We start from the raw sequence: 20070 nt of genomic DNA, 5'->3' as shown, positions 1-20070 counted from the left end.
ACCATAACGGTGCGCATGTCCCTGTTCAACGTGCCCGATCTGCAAAGCCGACTCTCCCGCAATCAAAGGCTGCTCGGAATCGATCCCGGCAGCCGGATTATCGGCATCGCGCTGTCCGACGTCCTGCTGGGGATCGCCAGCCCATACGGTTCAATCAGACGCGGCAAGCTCCGCGTCAATGCAGAGGAAATCGCCGCGATCGCCCGCAAGGAAGAAGCCGGAGGCATGATTATCGGCCTGCCTTTGTCGATGGATGGCAGCTTCGGGCCGGCGGCTCAGGCGGCGCGGGATTGGGCAATTGCACTTTCTGATGCGACCGGCCTGCCGGCCGCTTTGTGGGATGAACGGGAAACCAGCAGCCGGGTACATCAGCTTCTGATCAGTTCCGCCGATCTTGGCCGCAAGAGAAGGGCTGCCGTAGTGGATAAAATGGCCGCTGCCGTGATGTTGCAATCAGCGCTGGACGCGTTGCCGCCTATTTCTCACGCTGCGTCGGATCGCACGCCGCCGCCGTAACCCGCGCCAGCACCAGCATACGCCGGGCTGCGACTCCGGCACCCGCCATATCGCCCGCAACGTGGCGCAACAATGGATGGGTTCCCAGCGCCTGCAAGGCCGCATTCAGTGCCACATCCGTCGTCACCACCGCTGCCGCTGAAAGCGTCACCCGCCGCAACAGGGCCAACGTACCGAGCAGGCCGGGCCGCATCCCATGCAATGCCGCCACCTGACGCACCAGCCGCACGCCACGCCAGGCCACAAAAAAACCGTCCAGCGCAGGCGACGGAATCGCGGCCGTGGCACTGAACACCTGCACCGCCGCGGCACGGGCCAGCGCATCGCTCTCCTCTCGCAACGCCGCGACCGGGCCTGCCCGCAGCAGGGAGGCAATCGCGGCAGAAGACTTCGCTTCCTCGATGGCAGGCAGAACGTCCGCCCCATGACGCGCATGGCGCGACCAACGGCGTGCTGCTTTCCGCGCGGCATCAACATCATTGCCAAGAATGGCCGCCCGTTCCTGATCAACTGCCTTCAGAGCCAATAATCCGCGTGTCTCCCGCCAGAACCCAGCCCCCAGCAGACCGAAACCGGCGAGCGAAACCGCAAGACTGATTCCACCCAGCCATGCACTGCGTGCGAACTGATCCATCACGAAACCGACCGCCAGCAGGGCCGCAAACCCCACTCCCAGCAGCCCTGCTCCGGACGCCATCAACGTCAGCGTGCCGAGAGCAGGGCCGGGATTGAGCGGAATGGACGGCAATGCCTGTTCCAGACGCTCGGCGGGAAGGTGATCTGTCTCCACACGCGGTGCGATGAAGGGTGGGGTTTCAGGCTCCGCGAAGACCGGCTCCTTCAGTCGCGCAGAGGAAGGGGCAGATGCAGGAGACTCACCCTCTGTTTCCACACGTGGGGCAATAATGGGACGGGGCGTGACCGGATCACTCACAGCACATCCTCCAGCAGCCATGCGAGGAGTGTATCGAGACCAAGATGCGGAATGCCGGCCCGCCCACCCGCCGGCAGACGCATCGGCTCAAAATCCGGGGGAGCGAGAAAACGGTGCGCCCAGAATGATGGCTCAGGCGGCCGGTCAGGCACCTCGCCCGGATAGGACCGAGTGATGCGATCACTGCCGTTCAGCCGCCCGCGCACGGCAGAGACAGGATGGCCATCCAGCGTCCACACGAAATCTTCCGTGCAACGGACCGAGGCCATGGCGAAGGCACGTGTGCGCCCTCCACGCGCCGTTTCCTGCCGGAAGCGCTCCGGAACGCTATCCGTCAGCAAGCCCATCAGCGCCGCCAGATTACCGCGCTGACGCTCCGCGACGTGATCCGCCTTGCTGGCGACGAACGCAGCCCGTGCGATCGCGCCGGGCAACAGGGCCGAGCGGAGCCATTCCGGCAAAAATCGTCCGGCCTCACGCAGCAACGGAATGGAATCAGCCCAGCTACCGCGCCAGCGTAACGCCGAAGCCACCGCGCCCAGTGCAGAAGCCGCATCCGCATAAGCATCCGGTCCGGCATGGAGTGCCGATAGCAGATCAGCCATCACCACCAGCCGATCTACATGACCGAAGGAAGGCGCCATCAGTTCATCCCTGATTGCCTGACGATAACGGTCGTAACGCCCGCTCAGCAGTCCACCCAGCCCGCCACGGGCAAGGCTGGGAAAAAATCCCATCCATGGCGGCTCCAATCCCGGCGGAGGCATCAACATCCGCCCCGGCTGAAGAAAGGTCAGACCCTGCTCCCGCAGGCGATGGAGCATGGCGCGATACAGACGCGCACCCTCCTCCGCAATCGCCTCATCGGCAGAAGCCGAGACCGGCAGCGCCTTGACGAAGCCCAGAAATCCGGCGGCCTCTGCCTGCCCTTCCAGACGCGTCAGCACCGCGCCGGACCATTCCTCGTAATCCTGCGCCAGCATCGGCAGATCCAGCAGCCACTCGCCCGGATAATCGAGACATTCGAGGCGGATACGACGCTCCGGCAACATCGAGGCAAGACCGGAGCGACTGATCGTCAGATCAAGCGCGAGCATGGAAACAGTATCGGTCCGATCCGGCCATGCAGGCGGGTCCATCGCAAGAGACGCCATATGGGCGGCGTAATCAAATCTGGGGATGCTGTCCGTGCCGGATGGGGCGATAGCCACATTCAGAGTACGGCCTTGCAGTGCAGTCTGCAAAGCGGGCAGCGCGGCAAGGCCGGCCCCTTGCGCCAGAAGATTGGCCGCCACCGACGTCAGAAAGGCAGTCTTGCCGGAACGGGCCAATCCAGTGACGCCGATCCGTACCACCGATGTACCACCCAGAGCCGGACCGGCAATATCGTCCCAGCCCGGAAGCCTGAAACCGGACAGCGCCATACCGACTATTCCGGTCAGGACCGCTCGATCAGTTCGATTTTATAGCCGTCAGGGTCTTCGACAAACGCAATCACGGTCGTGCCGCCTTTCACCGGTCCGGCCTCCCGCGTGACACGGCCTCCACCCTGGCGGATCGCCTCACACGCAGCCGCCACATCCGGAACACCGATGGCGATGTGACCATACCCCGTGCCGAGATCGTAGCCTTCATCCTGACCCCAATTATAGGTCAACTCCAGACTGCCATCATCCGGCGTCGCCCCATATCCCACGAAAACCAGAGTGTAGCGTCCGGCTTCATTCTCACTGCGGCGCAAAACCCTCATCCCCAGCAAGTCCGTATAAAAACGAACGCTGGCATCCAGATTGCGCACACGGACCATCGTGTGAAGCATGCGGCCCTTCAGCATGAGCGTCTCCTGTTCAGGCAATGTCCGGTTTAAACGCAGCAGGATCGATTCCGATCAGAAAAAGACCACCTTCATCCGCCAGACGCACCATCTCCGCCTGGGCAGTCAGGATCGTGCCCCCTGCCTCGAACGCAATGCCGCGCAGCCCGGCCTCAGTGGCTGCCCGTACCGTGCGCGGGCCGAGGGTCGGCAGATCGGCCCTGCGATCCTGACCGGGTTTGACCAGCTTGATCAGAACACCACCCGGTCCCGGCCGGGCAACCGTCGCGCTGCGGGCCAGCATCGCATCCGTGCCTTCAATGGCCTCGACCGCCAGAGCAATCCCCTGCTGCACGACGCAGCCCTGTCCGACATCCACCGCCCCAAGCGCCTGCACCACCGCGATTCCACGGGTAATATCAAGCTGTGCGGTTTTATCCGGAACCACTCTGGTCATCACACCAGCCGGACCGACAATATCAGTCAACACATCGTGGGCACCGATGACCTGAAAGCCTTCTTCGGCCAGCACCCTCACCACAGCCGCCAGCAAGCCATCATCCCCGGCAAAGGCAGCCTTGCCAATCCGTGTCAGAATGCGTGCCCCTTCCGCATCCGGACGCAACTGCAGGATAGAAGGACGCTTGACCGGTCCAACCAGCACCAGATCGCGGCATCCAGCCTGTTTCAACAGAGCCAGAATACGTCCTGCCGCTCCCACACGAACAAAAGCATGAGGATAAGGCCCAACCACCTCAGGCTCGGCATGGCCTTCCACAGCGATGATGAAAACATCCCGACCGGCACGCATCGCAGCAGCGGCGACGCGACCCGGCAGATCGCCACTGCCAGCAATGATGCCGAGTGCCGGCGGCGCATCCAATGCCATCTTCATATCCGGCACGAAAGAGCCAGCCATGAGACCTCCTTCAAGACCAGCCTCAGCAACATGGGCAAGGCTGGATCAGGCTGGTTCAGCCCCGTCATCACGCACGCCATTGCGAATCAGACCACGATGGCTGGGAGCCGCAATAAATGCCAGCATCTCCGCGATCAGACGATCCTCGCCGTATTCCGCGGCAACACGCTGCACGCGCTCCTGAAACACCCCGTCATCGACTGAGGTATCACGATACAGGATGCGAAACGCCGCGCGCAGACGGTGAATTTCGGAGCGATCATAGCCCCGGCGCTTCAGACCGACGATATTCAGCCCGGCCAGCCATGCGCGATTACCCATCACCATGCCAAACGGGATCACGTCACGCTCAACGCCGGAAACACCACCCACCCAGGCGCAGCGACCGATGCGGACGAACTGATGGATCGCCGCTGCCCCCATAATGCCAGCATGGTCACCAATGGTCACATGCCCGCCCATAACCACATTATTGGCGATGATGACGTTGTTACCGACCTCGCAATCATGTGCGACATGCGCCACTGCCATCAGCAGGCAGTCGGAGCCGACTTTGGTAAGACCGGTGCCCGTGACCGTGCCACGGTGAATGGTGCAATGTTCACGAATCTGGGTGCGAGCACCGATTTCGGTACGGGTCGGCTCTCCACGGTATTTCAGATCCTGAGGAGCCAGACCGACAGAGCAGAACGGCCAGAGCGTTGCCCCCTCCCCGATCACCGTATGACCATCCACAACCACATGGGAGACAAGGGTCACACCATCCGACAGCTCTACATCCGGTCCCACGGCGCAGAATGGTCCGATGCTCACCCCTGCCCCGATTTTGGCCGAGGGGGATATGATCGCAGTGGGGTGGATCGTGGCGGGCTTCAACTCGGTCACTGGATTCATCATGCCTCAGCCTGCTGGGCAGGAGAAGGCCGCAGGATCATGGCTGCGAAACTGGCCTCTGCAACGATCTGCCCATCCACACGGGCTGTGCCGCGGAATTTCCAGACATTGCCACGATGCTGCAAGCGTTCGCACTCAATACGCAGTTGGTCCCCCGGCACCACCGGGCGGCGGAATTTCGCGCCCTCGATGGACATGAAATACACTACGCGCCCTTCAGCATCCGTCCCCAGGGCATCGACCACCAACACCGCTGCCGTCTGCGCCATGCTCTCGATGATCAGCACCCCTGGCATCACCGGATGATTGGGGAAGTGCCCGGCAAAATGACTTTCGCTGGCTGTGACATTCTTGATGCCGATGCCACGCTCGCCCCGGACGATGTCGATCACCCGATCAACCAAAAGAAACGGGTAACGATGCGGGATCATCTTCATGATACCCGCAATGTCGATAATAGTCCGGCCTTCGCCGGTTTCCGGCTGGTTCTCGGAAGGTACGCTCTGGTCCATCAGCCTCAATTCCCTGGCACGTCTATGTGCCTTATCTGCGGGCAAGCCGCCGTAACGTCGCAATCTGGCGGAAGAAATCCTTTGCCGGCTGAGCCGGAGATCCCACGATCTCGGCCCCTGCCGGGACATCCGCCATCACCCCGGCCTGCGCACCGATACGCGCACCGGAGCCGATCTTCAAATGGCCGATCAGTCCAGCCTGCCCTGCCAGAACCACATGATCACCCAAAGTCGTCGAGCCGGAGATACCAACCTGGGAGACGATTACGCAGGCCCGCCCCATTCGGACGTTATGGGCAATCATCACCAGATTATCGAGGCGTGACCCGGCACCGATCACGGTGTCATGCATGGAACCACGGTCGATGGTGCTGTTCGCACCAACCTCCACATCGTTCTCCAGCACCACCCGGCCAAGCTGCGGGACAGTGACGAAGCCTTCCGAGGACGGTGCAAAACCGAACCCGTCCTGCCCGATCCGCACCCCGGGATAAACATAGACCCGATCACCCAGAATGGCATGGCTGAGGCTGGCATGGGAGCCGATGCGGCAACTACGTCCCATCTTGACGCCTGCCCCGATCACCGCATGCGCGGCAATACGGCAATCCGGGCCGATCTCCACCCCTGCTTCGATCACCGCGAGCGGCCCGATCTGGGCAGAGGGATCAATGCACGCGGTTTCATCCACGACGGCGGAGGGATGAATACCTGGCTGCACCGGCGGCAGAGGATAAAACAGGGCTGCAACACGGGCCCATGCCAGATAAGGCTCCGGTACCACCAGAGCAATCACGCCGGCAGGTACCCGATCAACCATATCCGCCTTGATGATCACGGCCCCGGCACGAGTCTGCTCCAGCGCATCGGCATAGCGCCGGTTATCCAGAAAACTGACTTCGGAAGGCCCCGCAATCTGAAGCGGAGCCACGCCCGTCAGGGATAGCGTGCAGTCAGCCGGGATAGACGCACCCACTGCCTCAGCCACTGCTGCGACGTCATACGGACCGCTCCGCGCAAAAAATCGCGGATCGCCGACAACTTCCTGCACGCTCATGATATTCTTTACTTCTTTGCCGGAGGCTTGGCGGAAGGCTGGGCCGATGCAGGCGCAGCCTGATCGGTCTGCTTCGCCGGCTCAGACGGATCAGCCGCATTCACCTTCACAGCTGCATCCAGAACGCTCTTCGGCAGCTTCGCGTCTTCCTCCGTCGGTACCTTACCCGGCGGCGGGATGATCACTTCCGGCAGAATCTTGTTCAGCTGGTCGATCACCTCCTTGGTGATATCGAACTCATTCACATTCAACGCCACCTGCGCACGGTGCAGAACCAGATTCATGTTCCGGCTTTCTGCCACCTGACGGATGACCGCAATCAGAGTGCGCTCGATCTGGCCAAGTGAAACCTGTGCAGCCAACTGAATGGTGCGGTTGCGGTCACGGAATTTCCGCTGGGCTTCCTGCACACGTTCCTGCAACGCACGCTCACGGTTGCGCAGCTGATCGACCGACAGCTTGCCTCGATCCGCCTGGATCTGCTGCTGCATCTGTCGCCACACCTGCTGTTCTTTCTGGGCATCAGCCGCCAGTTCATTGCGGCGCCCACCGATCACCCGCTCCACCTGCTGGGCAGCGGTCGAGCCACGCATGACTTCCGGGACACCAAGCACACCGACAATCGCGGCGGGGGGCTGAGCGCCCTTTGTCAGCTTGGGAAGCTCCGGCACCGGCGGCAGCGGGATCTGCGGCAGAGGAGGTTCACCCTGCTCCTGCGGCTGCCCGGCCATCTCGTCAGAGGGAGGGGGAGCCTGTACAGGAGGGGCAGCGGGACGGGCACGAGGCCCGGGTCCGGCTGCGGCCCCTTTCTGCTGTCCCGGTATAAAATAGCCCTGCGCCAGAACCGGAGCGGAAGGCAGGATAATCGCCGCAGCCAACAAGGCAGAGGCGAGTGTTTGACGTTTTGTTTGCACTAGAACCTCGTGCCGAAACCGAAGCGGAAAATCTGGGTCTGATCGTAGGGTCCCTTAGACACTGGGGCCGCCACGTCAAGATTGATAAGGCCGAAAGGCGTTTGCCAGGACACCCCGACACCGGCACCCACACGGATGATGCCATCATCGTTCAACTCGCCGGGAGTGCCGCCCATGGAGGCCAACGCAGCAGCAGTGCGCTTGTTGGCCGCCTGTGTCAGACTGCCGATATCGACGAAAGCGCGACCGGACAGGCCGAGATCGGCAGAAATCGGGAGCGGGAAGCGTAGCTCTGTAGACTGGGTCACCAGCAAACGACCACCAAGGCTATCGCGGGAGACCGAGTCATGCGGACCGGCACCCCCCGACATAAAGCCGCGGAGATTGGCGCCGCCCATGAAGAAGTGGTCAATGATGCGTTCATTATCATCCGGAGAATAGAGATATCCCGCCCCGGCCGTCAGAGCGATCCCCCAAAGGTGATTGCCGGAGAAATAATCCAGCGGGATGTAATAGCTGCCATCCAGCTTGCCACGGACATAATTCACGCCACCGCCGATACCGGCATAATCAAGGCCAAACCGCACGACGAAACCGGTATGCGGGTTCACCACACTATCGCGATAGTCAATCGTGAAAGTCTGTCCGATCTGCGACAGCAGAGATGATCCAACCTGATCGCGAATGAAAATACTCGCATTGGTCGCTACGTTATAAACGGAGCGGGTGGTGATCGAGTAATCCCAGCTTTGGCGCAGATGTTCGTTGAACGCATACCCCATACGAGCCGAAGCACCGGTCCTGCGCTCGCTATACAAAGCGATACCGGTGTACCGGTTATCAAGAGAGGTATGATAAAGATCAACCCCCGCGACCAGATTACGATCCAGGAAATATGGATCGGTTACGTTCAAATTGGCCTGGCTCTGCGCCTGCGCGATGACGCCGCTGATACCCGCATCAATGCCTGAACCGATAAAGTTGCGCTCGCGCAGACCCACGTTCAGCAATGCACCGGCCGTGGTCGAGAAGCCGCCGCCAAGGGTCAGTTCACCCGTGGATTTCTCCGACACACGTCCGTTCAGCACGACCCTGTCCGCCGTACTCCCGGGAGACTGGGAGATATCAACCGAGTTGAAGTAACCAAGATTTTCAAGCCTGGCACGGCTGCGGCGAACATTCGCGGCATTGTAGGCATCGCCTTCCGCAAGGCGGAATTCACGACGAATGACCTTGTCCTTGGTGCGCGTATTACCGCTGATATCGATCCGTTCAACATAGACACGCGGCCCTTCGGTCACGTCAAACACCAGATCAACGATATGGGTCTCAGGATGACGCAGGATGCGCGGCTTGACCTGAACGAAGGCATATCCACGGTTCTGCACATCATCGCTGATGGCCTGAACCGACTGCTCCACGGCATCGCCGTCATACCAGTGATGGCTTCGCAGGGAGATATCACCCAGCAGCGTATCGCCTTTTACATGGCGCAGCTTCGATTCAACCGTAATCTTGCCGACCTTGTAGCGTTCCCCTTCATCCAGGACATAGGTGATGAAAAAGGATTTGCGATCCTGGGACAGCTCCGCATGGGCGTCGCGTACCTTGAAATCGACATAGCCGTTCTGGAGGTAGAAGCGACGAAGCAGTTCTTTATCGTAGTTGATCCGCTCCGGATTATAGGTGTCGGAACTGGACAGGAACCTCCACCAGCGTGTTTCACGGCTGTCCACAACTTCCCGCAGGCGGCCTTCACTAAAAGCCTTGTTGCCCACAAAGGCGATACGGCTGATCAGTGTGGCGTCACCTTCTGTGATTTCATAAATCACATCCACACGATTATCAGGCAGCCGCACAATCTTCGGCTCCACCGAGGCCGCAAACCGTCCACTCCCCGCATAGGCGGCCAAAATGGCCTGACGATCGGCCTGAGCCTGAAGCGGTGTGAACACGGCACGCTGACGAAGCTGCACGATCTTGCGCAGCTGCTCATCCGTCAGCTTGTGATTTCCCTCAAAAGCGACCCTGTTGATAATTGGATTCTCGACAAGTTTCACAACCAGCGTATTGCCTTGGCGGTCCAGCTTCACGTCAGAAAATAGACCGGTGGCATACAGGGTCTTAAGGCTGTGATCGATTCGCTCCGGATCGAACGGGTCACCGGGCTGCACGGCCATATAGGACAGAATCGTGCCGGTCTCGATCCGGTGATTGCCATCTATCTGGATCGTTTCAATCAAACCGGAACGGGAGGCGGCTTTAACTGCAGAAGCCTGCCGCTTTCCTCCTGCATGGGGTGGCACGGCTCCTGATGAATTACGGCCAGTCTGCGCCATCGCGACGCGATCCAGCGCCATCGGCAGCAGGCAGGTCGTGGCGAGCAACGCAGCACGATTCAATCTCAAGGCGTACCCCCTCGAACGAGTTGCCGCAGACAGGGCAACCATACAGATAAATCAGCACGGTCGGAACACAGGCCGCCGAACCATCAGCTGGCCTAGCTACCTCAGTGCAGCGCAACACGCCATAGCGACTTCCTTCACACTTTGCACATTCGGAATATTCCGCATCAACTGCGTCTTTGAGAGAACGCTCTCCATACCTTCAACCGATCAGATGGGAAAACCAGTGAAACAAACCCATCCGTGCCAGATCATTCCATGTCACAAAGATGAACAGGGTCGCCAGCAGCAGGAATCCGGCCTTAAGCCCGTATTCCTGCGCATGGGGCGACATCGGCCGCCCCCGGATCGCCTCGATCAGGAAAAAGACGAGGTGCCCGCCATCCAGAATGGGGATCGGGAAAAGATTGATCAGACCAAGATTGATCGACAGCAGTGCCATCAGGGAAATCAGGCTGGGGATCCCCAATTGCGCCACCTGCCCGGAAATACGCGCGATCGCCAGCGGGCCGCCCAGCTCTTTCGCGCTGCGCTGACCAGTCATCATCTGCCAGACGCCGGAGAGGATATTTCCGGTTTCCGTCCATGTCTGCGCCACACCCTGAACAATGGCCTGTCCAGGCGCCATGCGTTCCACAGTCACGGCACCGGCACCGATCCCCAGAACGCCAATCGTGAGGCCGTCCGCCACCTTGGCATGCGGCGTCACCGGAATGGTGATTTCCTTCCCGCCCCGTTCGACGCTCAGAACCAGACGCTGGTTCGGGTGCCCCACCACAGAATGCTGGATATCCTCGAACCGGCTGACCTGCATACCGTCAATAGCAACGATACGGTCATCATGCTGAAGTCCCGCCTCGGCTGCAGCGGATTGAGGCAGCACTTCCCCCACGACCGGCAAAGGAATCTGCCGTCCTGCCGTCATGAACAGCGCCGCAAACAGCACAATCGCCAACAGGGCATTGGCCAGGGGTCCAGCCGCCACCACAAATGCCCGCGAACCAACTGATTTTTCAAAAAAAGCCATACCGGGCCGAGGCGGCTGCACAGGTGGCGAGCCGGTATTGACCGGCTGATCTGCGCCCGGATTGTCGCCCGGACGTTCCATGCCGTACATCTTCACGTATCCACCCAGCGGCAGCCAGCACAGCCGCCACTCACAGCCACGCCGATCCCGCCATTTCACCAATGGCTTACCGAAGCCGATCGAGAACGCTTCAATATAAATACCGCTGATCCGGGCGGCCAGATAATGGCCCATCTCGTGCACGAACACGAGCACGCCCAGAACGACGACGAAAGACAGGACAGTGCGGATGGTTTCAGGCAGCATAAAAGCCTCTTTTTCGTCTCAGGCGGCGCAGGACTGCGTCAAGGATGCGGCAACCCGGCGGGCTTCCGCATCAACCGCGAACACTGTTTCCAGCGTTTCCACGGCAGGGGCGCCCAGATGCTGAAGTGTTTTATCCACTGTCTCAGCAATATCCAGGAAGCCAATACGTTTATTCAAAAATGCATCCACTGCGATCTCATTGGCAGCCGAGTAGATCGCCGGAGCACCTCCCCCGGCACGCAGAACTTCGCGGGCCAGACGCAGAGCGGGAAACCGGACCACATCAGGCTCCTCGAAATCGAGGCGCGACACGGCTGCCAGATCAAGGCGCCGCGCCTGTGTTTCTACCCGCTCCGGCCATGCAAGCGTATGGGCGATCGGTATCCGCATATCCGGTGATCCAAGCTGCGCCAGAACGCTGCCATCCTGATAATAGACCAGCCCATGCACCACCGATTGAGGATGGACAAGCACACTAATACGATCTTCAGTCAAAGAAAATAATCTTGCAGCTTCAATAACTTCCAGGCCTTTATTCATCATGGTCGCGCTGTCGATGGAGATTTTGGCCCCCATCGACCAGACCGGATGTTTCAAGGCTCGTTCCGGTGTGGCTGCTTTCATCTCCTCCAGGCTCGCGGTCCGGAAAGGCCCACCAGAGGCGGTTAATACGATCTTGTCCAGTCGTGTGATGTTACCATCAGCCAACGCCTGAAAAATAGCATTATGCTCGGAATCAACCGGCAGCAGGGTTGCTCCGGCCTGTTCGACCGCACGCAACATCACATCGCCTGCACAGACCAGAGCCTCCTTATTGGCCAGAGCAACGCTCCGGCCATGCTTGATGGCCTCCAGGGTCGGTGGCAATCCGGCAGCACCGGTGATCGCCGCCATGGTCCAGTCAGCCTCCAGCGCAGCGGCCGCGACCACCGCATCAGGACCGCAGGCACTGGCAATACCGCTATCTGCCAGACGTTCCTTCAGCACCGGATAGAAGTCCGGATCGGCGATCACTGCCAGCTCTGCCCCCAGCGCCAGCGCCTGATCCGCCAGCAAAGCGGCATTTTTTCCGCCCACCAGCGCTTTCACCTGATAGCGGCTACGATCACCCAGCAACTCAATGGTCTGTGTTCCGATGCTGCCGGTACTGCCGAGAATGGTGATCGTGCGCGGCCGTGCCGCATCATCGACCCGATCTTTCAGACCTGGAACCACTGCCCGTCTGGTTATTGCCACACCGCCACTCCTCGCCCCAACAACGCCGCCAGCACAGCCACCACTGGCGCCGCCGTCAGCAACCCATCCAGACGGTCCAGAAGACCACCATGACCCGGAATCAGTGTTCCGGAATCTTTGACTCCAAAACGGCGTTTCAAGCCGCTCTCCAGCAGATCACCACCCTGAGACACCACCGCAATCAGACAGGCGACCCAAAGCGCGCCGATAGCAGGACCGGAATGCAGCACCGGTGCAATGGCCAGCCCCGTCCCCATCGCAGCAACAACACCACCGACAGCACCGCTCCATGTCTTGCCGGGCGATATGGAGGGAGCAAGCTTTGGCCCCCCGATCAGACGTCCCGCAAGATAGGCTCCGATATCGCTGGCCCAGACGCTGATGACCAGAAAAAGAACATTCGCTCTTCCCACCACCGGGTCATAGCGCAGCCAGATCAGGGTCAGGAGACAGGCCCCCAAATAAGGCACTCCCGCCCCAAGCGTGAGCGGATGCCGTGCCGCCCTGCCCAGCCACACAATCAAAGCCCCACCTATCAGCAGAACAATCAGACCGGTTATGACATGATGGGCAACGGCGATTCCTCCACCCAGCAAAGTGAACAGGGGAACACCACTGCCCGGCCATGCTCGCTCCTTAGCCCCGCAGAGCCGGACCCACTCAACAGAGATACCGAGCGCAGCGATACCCATCAGGACTGCCCAGAACAATCTGCCTTCATACAGGCAGGCCAATGCAAGCGGGGCCATAACAGCCGCCGACAGCAAACGCAGGCGCAGATCCCGCCATTTTCCAGACGACGATGAGGCCGCATTCATCGCCCGTCCGGTCATCTTGTTCCCCCATCGCTCATATGGTGCTGGTGATCATAGCGGACGGGCACCGAAGCGCCTTTCGCGTCGACCAAACTCGGCCAAGGCCTGCTGAAAATGCACGGACGCAAAATCCGGCCACAGCACATCCATGAACACCAGCTCGGCATAGGCTGCCTGCCAGAGCAGGAAATTGGACAGCCGCCTTTCCCCGCTGGTCCGGATGATCAGATCAGGATCGGGCATGCCTGCCGTGGAAAGAAAAGAAGAAAACAGCGCCTCATCGAGCGCTTCCGGCACCATATGACCTGCCGCCAAAGCCTTTGCCGCGCTGCGTACGGCATTGATAATCTCCGCCCGGGCACCATAAGACAGCGCGATCACCAGATGAAGGACGGTATTACCAGCCGTCCGTCTTTCCGCCTGCGCCAGATCGTTCTGAATATCCTGCGAAAACCGGGAACGGTCCCCAATAATGTGCAGGCGAACCCCGTTTTCCGCCAATTCGTTAATTTCGCTGCGAATATAATGACGCAGCAGCCCGGTCAGATCGGTGACCTCCCCCGCCGGACGCCGCCAGTTCTCGCTGGAAAACGCATAGAGCGTCAGCCAGCCGATGCGGGCCTCAATCGCGGCCTGCACCACGCGGCGCACAGCCTGCGCACCCGCACGATGACCGGCAATGCGCGGCAGGCCACGGGCAGCAGCCCAACGGCCATTTCCGTCCATAATGATGCCAATATGCACCGGTAAGGGCGCAGCACCATTCGACAACACGCCTGTCTCCATCGTGGAGGCAGGCGCGAGATCAGGCGCATGAGCGGTTTTTTTCTGGAAGATCAATGAAGGATGCCCTGAAACAGACCCATCAGACCTGCCGAATGTCTTTTTCTTTTTCGACCAACGCGTCATCCACACGCTTGATGTAATGATCGGTCAGCTTCTGGACCTCATCGGACCATGTTTTAGCCTCATCCTCGCCGATCTCGCTCTTTTTTTCGTGGCCCTTGATCTGATCCATGCCATCCCGACGCACAGCGCGGATCGCAACACGGGTACTCTCGGCATAACGCCCGGCAGCTTTTGCCAGCTCGTTACGACGCTCTTCCGTCAACATAGGCAGCGGCACGCGGATCAGCTGGCCCTCAGTCTGCGGATTGAGACCCAGCCCGCAATCACGGATCGCCTTTTCAACCGCGCTGACCAGAGACCGGTCCCAGACCTGTACCGTCAGCATCCGGCTTTCCGGTACGCCGATATTGCCGACCTGTGTCAGCGGAACCTCGCTGCCATAAGCATCGACCCGCACCGGCTCCAGCAGGGCCGGGCTGGCACGACCGGCGCGAAGCCCGGCAAATTCACGACGCAGCGTTTCCAGCGCCCCATCCATACGGCGGGTCAGATCCTGCTTCAGCGTATTGAGATCGGCGGCCATGGTCGCTTCCTCTTTCATTCTGGGCCTGTTTCCGACCGGCATGACCAGCCAAAAATCAGGCGATGGAGCCGGTAGTTGGTCTTACTGAGTTTCCACGATCCGCGTGAAACGGCCTTCGCCGCGGATGACACGTCCGAAAGCCCCGGTTTCGTGGATATTGAACACGATGATCGGCAGATGATTTTCGCGGCAGAGACTGATCGCCGCAGCGTCCATCACAGACAGGTCACGGCTCAACACATCCAGATAGGTCAGTTCGTTATATCTCTCGGCATCCGGGTTTTTACGCGGATCGGCAGCATAGACACCATCGACCTGCGTTCCTTTCAGCAGGACGTTGCAGCCCATTTCGGCAGCCCGCAGAGCCGCGGCCGTATCGGTGGTGAAAAACGGATTACCGGTTCCGGCAGCGAAAATCACGACGCGGCCTTTCTCCATATGCCGCTGTGCACGACGGCGGACATAAGGCTCACAGACGCTGGCCATTGGAATGGCCGACTGAACCCGGGTGGGCACATTCAGCTTTTCCAGCGCCGCCTGCATAGCCAGCGCATTCATAACGGTCGCCAGCATACCGATATAATCGCCCTGCGCACGGTCCATACCGCTGGCTGCGGCAGAAACGCCACGGAAAATATTGCCACCCCCAATCACCAGACAAACTTCAACGCCGAATGCCACAACATCGGCAATGTCGCTGGCAATGGTCTGCACCATCGCCTTGTCCAGCCCGTATTCGCGGCTGCCCATCAGCGCCTCCCCCGACACTTTCAGGAGAACACGTTTATAAACTGGCTGTTCCGTCATGTCTGTTCCATCCACCGGCGGGGCGAACCTAAAGCGTGGCGGCCCGACGTGAAAGCATCATCACAGGCAAATTCGGCTTTTTCTGACCGAACTTCATTTCTTTCCGGCCGCCTGCCTGTCCGCTTTGCCGACAGACAGGCAGAGAAAGGCACGAAAAAGGCTTCTAAAGCCGTTCCAAAGCGGCACCGAGACGCGCGATATCGGCCTCCAGCGCTGCCAGCCGGTCGCGGTTTTCTTCCACGACCTCCGGCTTCGCACGGGCAACGAAATCGGCATTCTCAAGCTTGCGGACTACTTTCGCGGCTTCATCCCGCGCCTTGTCGCGCTCCCGCGTCAGACGTGTCCGCTCGGCATCCAGATCGATCACCCCCTCCAGAGGAATGACGAGAATGGCTTCATCCAGCACGGCCTGGGCACTGCCCTTCGGCAAGGCACCCTCCAGCGATGTCACGGACGAAGCACGGGCCAGCCGGGCAATCTGATCGCGCCACCGTTCCGCCCGCGCCACGGTCTCCGCCACCGCATCTTTCAGGAGGATCGGGGTCAGGGTTGAAGGCGGCACGTTCATCTCGTTACGGACGGTGCGAACCTCCCCGATCAGGCGTACCAGCCAGTCGATCTCCTGACGGGCGGCCTCCCGCGCCGGATCGCTGACGCCGACCTCCGGCCATGGCGCACGGATCAGGCTGAATTCCGGCCCGTAGCCAAAATGGTCCCACAGCGTTTCGGTCACATAAGGCATGGCGGGATGCAGCAGACGCAGCACCACCCCCAGCACATGGGCGGCAACAGCCTTGATCTCAGCCGCTTCCGGGGTATCAGTGGCCAACAGAATCGGCTTCGCCAGTTCGACGAACCAGTCGCAGAAAGTGTTCCAGACGAAGCGGTAGCAGGTGGCGGCATAGTCGTCGAAACGATACGCTTCCAGCGCCTGCGTCGCCGCCCGGATGGCATCATCCGCGCTGGCCAGAATCCACCGCGACAAAGGTAACGTGACAGTCGCGGGATCGAAGCCCGGCTCCGGCTTCACACCGTTCCGCTCACAGAACACGGACGCATTCCAAAGCTTGGTGACGAAGCGGCTGGCATCTTCCACCCGCTTCGGACCAAGCTTGATATCGCGCCCCGGCCCAGCCAGCAGGCAGATGGCAAAACGCATCGGATCGGCACCATGCGCTTCGATCAATGCCAGAGGATCGATCACGTTCCCCTTGGATTTACTCATTTTCTGGCCACGCTCATCACGGACCAGACCATGAATATAGACGTCGCGGAACGGCACCTGTTTCTGTATGTGCAGCCCCATCATCATCATCCGGGCAACCCAGAAGAAAATGATGTCAAAGCCGGTGATCAGCACATCCGTGGGATAATAGCGGGAGAGGATCGAGTCATCCTCCGGCCAGCCCAGCGTACTGAAGGGCCACAGGGCGGAGGAGAACCACGTATCCAGCACGTCCTCGTCCTGCGTCAGGGTCTCGCTGCCCCCATAGGCGGCCTGCGCTTCCTCAGCGGTTGCTGCCACATAGACGCTGCCATCAGGCGCATACCAGGCCGGTATCCGGTGCCCCCACCAGAGCTGACGGCTGATGCACCAGGGCTGAATGTCCCGCAGCCAGGCGAAGAATGTGTTTTCCCACTGCTTGGGGACGAAACGAGTATCACCAGACTCCACCGCAGCCACAGCCGGCTTTGCCAGCTCGGCAGCATTACAGAACCATTGCGTGGTCAGCAGAGGCTCGATCGGCACACCAGAGCGATCACCATGGGGAACATGATGGGTATGTGTCTCGATCGTTTCGAGGAAACCCATCTCCTCCAGACGTGCCACAATCGCCTTGCGGGCGGCAAACCGCTCCTGCCCCTCAAGCCCGGTGACAAAAGCCGGATCGGCTATATCTGTCGCCTCGGTACAGGTAATCTCGGCCAGCGTGATGCGCCCCTCGCGATCCATGATGGACGGCATCGGCAGATCGTGACGGCGACCGACGGCAAAGTCGTTGAAATCATGCGCCGGGGTGATTTTCACCGCCCCTGTGCCCTTTTCCGGATCAGAATACGTATCCGCAACAATCGGGATACGGCGACCGGTCAGCGGCAGGATCACACATTTCCCGATCAAGGCCGTGTAACGCTCATCCTCCGGATGGACGGCAACGGCGCTGTCACCGAGCATCGTTTCCGGGCGGGTGGTGGCAACGATGATACTGCCCTCCCCATCCTCCAACGGATAGCGGATATGCCAGAGATTGCCCCGCACCTCCCGGCTTTCCACTTCCAGATCGGAAATAGCGGTCTGAAGCTGGGGATCCCAGTTCACCAGCCGGCGATCACGATAGATCAGACCCTGCCGGTACAGCGTCACGAAGACATCCCGTACGGCGGCGGAAAGTCCCTCATCCATGGTGAAACGCTCCCGCCCCCAGTCGAGCGAAGCACCAAGGCGACGAAGCTGATGGGTGATATTGCCGCCGCTTTCCGCTTTCCAGCGCCAGACGCGATCCAGAAAGGCATCCCGGCCTATCTCACGCCGGCCTGGCGAACCTTCGGACGCCAGCAGACGCTCTACCACCATCTGGGTCGCAATCCCCGCGTGATCGGTGCCGGGCTGCCACAATACGTCCCGCCCCTGCATACGCCGCCAGCGGACCAGAGAATCCTGCAACGTAAACGTCAGCGCATGCCCCATATGGAGGCTGCCCGTCACGTTGGGGGGAGGAATCATGATGGTAAAAGGTGTAGCCGATGAGGCGGGGTTGGCGGCAAAAGCGCCCCCATGTTCCCAGCCCGCATAAATACGCTGCTCATTGGCAGCGTGATCGAAATTCTTGCTCAGCATGGCGCGTTCATACACGATGAAATCAGGCTGGGAAACCGGTCCACGTGCTCAGCAGATGGCCCCGGCCATCATGACAGGAGAATGGTCATCAGCCCTCCATATAGATCGGGCGGAACGGCATGATCCATTGCCCTTCCGCCCGCCGGATATGATGGCAGAGAAACTGCCGCAGTTTTACCGACCGGGCTGATTAACCGCCTCATCACCCGCACCAAACCAGCGATTTCTGACGGCCCTGTAATAGGCCGTCTCATCATACAGTGGCACAGGCAGATTGAGATCTCTGGCATTCAGCTGCCCGACCGCCTGCGCCACGCCATAAGATGCGTTAATCAACGAGGCGAGGCTGTTCACCAGATTGGTTCTGGATTGCAGCAGGTTCTGCTGTTGCAGCAGGACGTCATAAGTGGTGCGGCTGCCAACCAGCGCTTCCCGCTCAACCCCCTCCACAGCAATTTCGTTGGCACGGACCTGCGCGTGCTGACTCTGAATTGCGGCACGAGCAGCAATCAATGTCTGCCACGCAGAGGTAGCCTGCTGCACGGCTGTGCGACGCGCATCATCGACCTGCTTGCGGGATTGCTGCTCCGCCTGCCTTGCCTGACGAATGGCCGCATATTCAGAGCCACCTTGATAGATCGGAATCTGCGCTGCCAGAGCAACGGTGCCACCTGTGGACTCATAGCCTTTCTGGGATGAGCCAACCATCTGGAACCCGGTCGTCTGCAAGGCCAGAGTGGGCATCAAGGCCGCGTACTGGACATCAATGTTATCCTTGGCGGTTGCATTATCATACAATGCGGCAATGACTTTTGGATTGTTTACGGCTGCGAGCTTGGTCGCCGCATCCTGATCCCTTGCAGGGAGTTTCAACGGCTGAGGCGCATCGAGTGCTTCAGGCAATGCGCCAACCTGCTGGCGATAGGTTGCACGCGCCGTCTGAAGATTGCCTTCGGATGTCTGCCGCAGGGCACGGGCCTGAGCCAGTGCCGCCTCTGCCTGCGCCACGTCGGTACGGGTGATTTCACCCACTCTGAAGCGATCATTCGTCGCCTGCAACTGCCGGGCCAGAACCGATTCATTATTGATATTGATCGCCAGCAACTGCTGCTGCTGCACCACGGAGGTGAAGGCATTGATCGTGTTCATGAACACGGTCTGTTCGGTATCGATCAGCCTTGCCCGCTCCGCCATAACCGTATCCTCGGCCTGATGGGTGCGCGCCGTCACCTTGCCGCCCTGATAGATCGGCTGGGTGAAAGTACCCTGTACGGTATAAAATGGACGTTCCTGCCTGCGCAGCTGATCCAGGGAACCACCAAAAGCACCGAAAGCAAGCTGACCGAACCCATATCCCGGCTGCGCCGCCACCGTTACCGTAGGCCGCCAGCCAGACAGGGCGGTAGGCACGTTTTCATCAGTCGAACGCAGCTTCGCCCGTTCCGCCAACAGCGTTGGATTGGTAGAGTAAGCCGCCGCAAGGGCCTCCCTGAGCGTCACCGGCGGGCGAGCCTGAGCAGTGCCTGCAAAAGCGGCCAGCCCCTCAAAAATCACCACTCCGAGCATCAAAGCACTACGCAACGTCATCTCTAGACCCTTGTCCTTAACAGACCGCCCGTTATGCGGCTGCTTTTATTCTGCGCA

At 60.2% G+C, this 20070-nt stretch carries 18 protein-coding genes; 1 reads left to right on the top strand and 17 read right to left on the bottom strand.

Annotated elements, in window-relative coordinates; all coding sequences use genetic code 11:
- Positions 1 to 15: 15 nt before the first annotated feature.
- Positions 16 to 516, top strand: coding sequence for a Holliday junction resolvase RuvX (ruvX, locus tag GBCGDNIH1_RS17245; RefSeq protein WP_025319107.1), 501 nt, complete (start codon positions 16 to 18; stop codon positions 514 to 516).
- Here the strand turns inward: ruvX and GBCGDNIH1_RS17240 are convergent.
- The 17 genes from GBCGDNIH1_RS17240 to GBCGDNIH1_RS17160 all read right to left on the bottom strand — a co-directional run bounded on the left by GBCGDNIH1_RS17240 (position 476) and on the right by GBCGDNIH1_RS17160 (position 20013).
- Positions 476 to 1450 (bottom strand): DUF697 domain-containing protein, encoded by a 975-nt coding sequence (locus GBCGDNIH1_RS17240; protein ID WP_043452771.1) that lies wholly within the window; start codon positions 1448 to 1450, stop codon positions 476 to 478. The genes ruvX and GBCGDNIH1_RS17240 overlap by 41 nt on opposite strands.
- Positions 1447 to 2874 (bottom strand): YcjX family protein, encoded by a 1428-nt coding sequence (locus GBCGDNIH1_RS17235; protein WP_011631654.1) that lies wholly within the window; start codon positions 2872 to 2874, stop codon positions 1447 to 1449. Before GBCGDNIH1_RS17235 ends, GBCGDNIH1_RS17240 begins: the two co-directional genes overlap by 4 nt.
- Positions 2875 to 2888: 14 nt before the next feature.
- Positions 2889 to 3284 (bottom strand): lactoylglutathione lyase, encoded by a 396-nt coding sequence (gene gloA, locus GBCGDNIH1_RS17230; protein WP_043452769.1) that lies wholly within the window; start codon positions 3282 to 3284, stop codon positions 2889 to 2891.
- A 13-nt stretch (positions 3285 to 3297) separates the two neighbouring features.
- Positions 3298 to 4182: an LpxI family protein gene (locus tag GBCGDNIH1_RS17225; protein ID WP_011631652.1), complete on the bottom strand. Its 885-nt coding sequence runs from the start codon at positions 4180 to 4182 to the stop codon at positions 3298 to 3300.
- Between the two features lie 45 nt (positions 4183 to 4227).
- Positions 4228 to 5076 (bottom strand): acyl-ACP--UDP-N-acetylglucosamine O-acyltransferase, encoded by an 849-nt coding sequence (gene lpxA / locus GBCGDNIH1_RS17220; protein WP_025319111.1) that lies wholly within the window; start codon positions 5074 to 5076, stop codon positions 4228 to 4230.
- Complete coding sequence (fabZ, locus tag GBCGDNIH1_RS17215) at positions 5076 to 5588, bottom strand: 3-hydroxyacyl-ACP dehydratase FabZ (protein WP_011631650.1); 513 nt, start codon at positions 5586 to 5588, stop codon at positions 5076 to 5078. The genes lpxA and fabZ overlap by 1 nt, the downstream gene beginning before the upstream one ends.
- A 31-nt stretch (positions 5589 to 5619) precedes the next feature.
- Positions 5620 to 6645, bottom strand: a complete 1026-nt coding sequence (gene lpxD / locus GBCGDNIH1_RS17210) for a UDP-3-O-(3-hydroxymyristoyl)glucosamine N-acyltransferase (protein WP_011631649.1) — start codon at positions 6643 to 6645, stop codon at positions 5620 to 5622.
- A gap of 8 nt (positions 6646 to 6653) precedes the next feature.
- A complete protein-coding gene (locus tag GBCGDNIH1_RS17205) occupies positions 6654 to 7559 on the bottom strand; it encodes an OmpH family outer membrane protein (RefSeq protein WP_011631648.1) in 906 nt (301 codons plus the stop codon).
- A complete protein-coding gene (gene bamA / locus GBCGDNIH1_RS17200; protein WP_011631647.1) occupies positions 7559 to 10009 on the bottom strand; it encodes an outer membrane protein assembly factor BamA in 2451 nt (816 codons plus the stop codon). The genes GBCGDNIH1_RS17205 and bamA overlap by 1 nt, the downstream gene beginning before the upstream one ends.
- Positions 10010 to 10166: 157 nt before the next feature.
- A complete protein-coding gene (gene rseP, locus GBCGDNIH1_RS17195) occupies positions 10167 to 11297 on the bottom strand; it encodes an RIP metalloprotease RseP (RefSeq protein WP_011631646.1) in 1131 nt (376 codons plus the stop codon).
- 18 nt (positions 11298 to 11315) lie between these two features.
- Positions 11316 to 12527, bottom strand: a complete 1212-nt coding sequence (gene dxr, locus GBCGDNIH1_RS17190) for a 1-deoxy-D-xylulose-5-phosphate reductoisomerase (RefSeq protein WP_232449707.1) — start codon at positions 12525 to 12527, stop codon at positions 11316 to 11318.
- On the bottom strand, positions 12524 to 13366 hold the full coding sequence (locus tag GBCGDNIH1_RS17185) for a phosphatidate cytidylyltransferase (protein WP_011631644.1): 843 nt from the start codon (positions 13364 to 13366) through the stop codon (positions 12524 to 12526). Before GBCGDNIH1_RS17185 ends, dxr begins: the two co-directional genes overlap by 4 nt.
- A 33-nt stretch (positions 13367 to 13399) precedes the next feature.
- Complete coding sequence (locus GBCGDNIH1_RS17180; protein ID WP_011631643.1) at positions 13400 to 14134, bottom strand: isoprenyl transferase; 735 nt, start codon at positions 14132 to 14134, stop codon at positions 13400 to 13402.
- Between the two features lie 79 nt (positions 14135 to 14213).
- Positions 14214 to 14780 (bottom strand): ribosome recycling factor, encoded by a 567-nt coding sequence (frr, locus tag GBCGDNIH1_RS17175; RefSeq protein WP_025286432.1) that lies wholly within the window; start codon positions 14778 to 14780, stop codon positions 14214 to 14216.
- An 81-nt stretch (positions 14781 to 14861) separates the two neighbouring features.
- Positions 14862 to 15587, bottom strand: a complete 726-nt coding sequence (pyrH, locus tag GBCGDNIH1_RS17170; protein WP_038511570.1) for a UMP kinase — start codon at positions 15585 to 15587, stop codon at positions 14862 to 14864.
- Between the two features lie 163 nt (positions 15588 to 15750).
- Entirely contained in the window at positions 15751 to 18426 is a 2676-nt protein-coding gene (locus GBCGDNIH1_RS17165) for a valine--tRNA ligase (RefSeq protein ID WP_025319118.1), read from the bottom strand.
- Between the two features lie 174 nt (positions 18427 to 18600).
- Entirely contained in the window at positions 18601 to 20013 is a 1413-nt protein-coding gene (locus GBCGDNIH1_RS17160) for a TolC family outer membrane protein (RefSeq protein WP_011631639.1), read from the bottom strand.
- Positions 20014 to 20070 lie beyond the last annotated feature (57 nt).

The organism is Granulibacter bethesdensis CGDNIH1 (assembly GCF_000014285.2).
GTDB classification, from domain to species: domain Bacteria; phylum Pseudomonadota; class Alphaproteobacteria; order Acetobacterales; family Acetobacteraceae; genus Granulibacter; species Granulibacter bethesdensis.
This window is presented reverse-complemented; position numbering and strand designations above follow the sequence as displayed.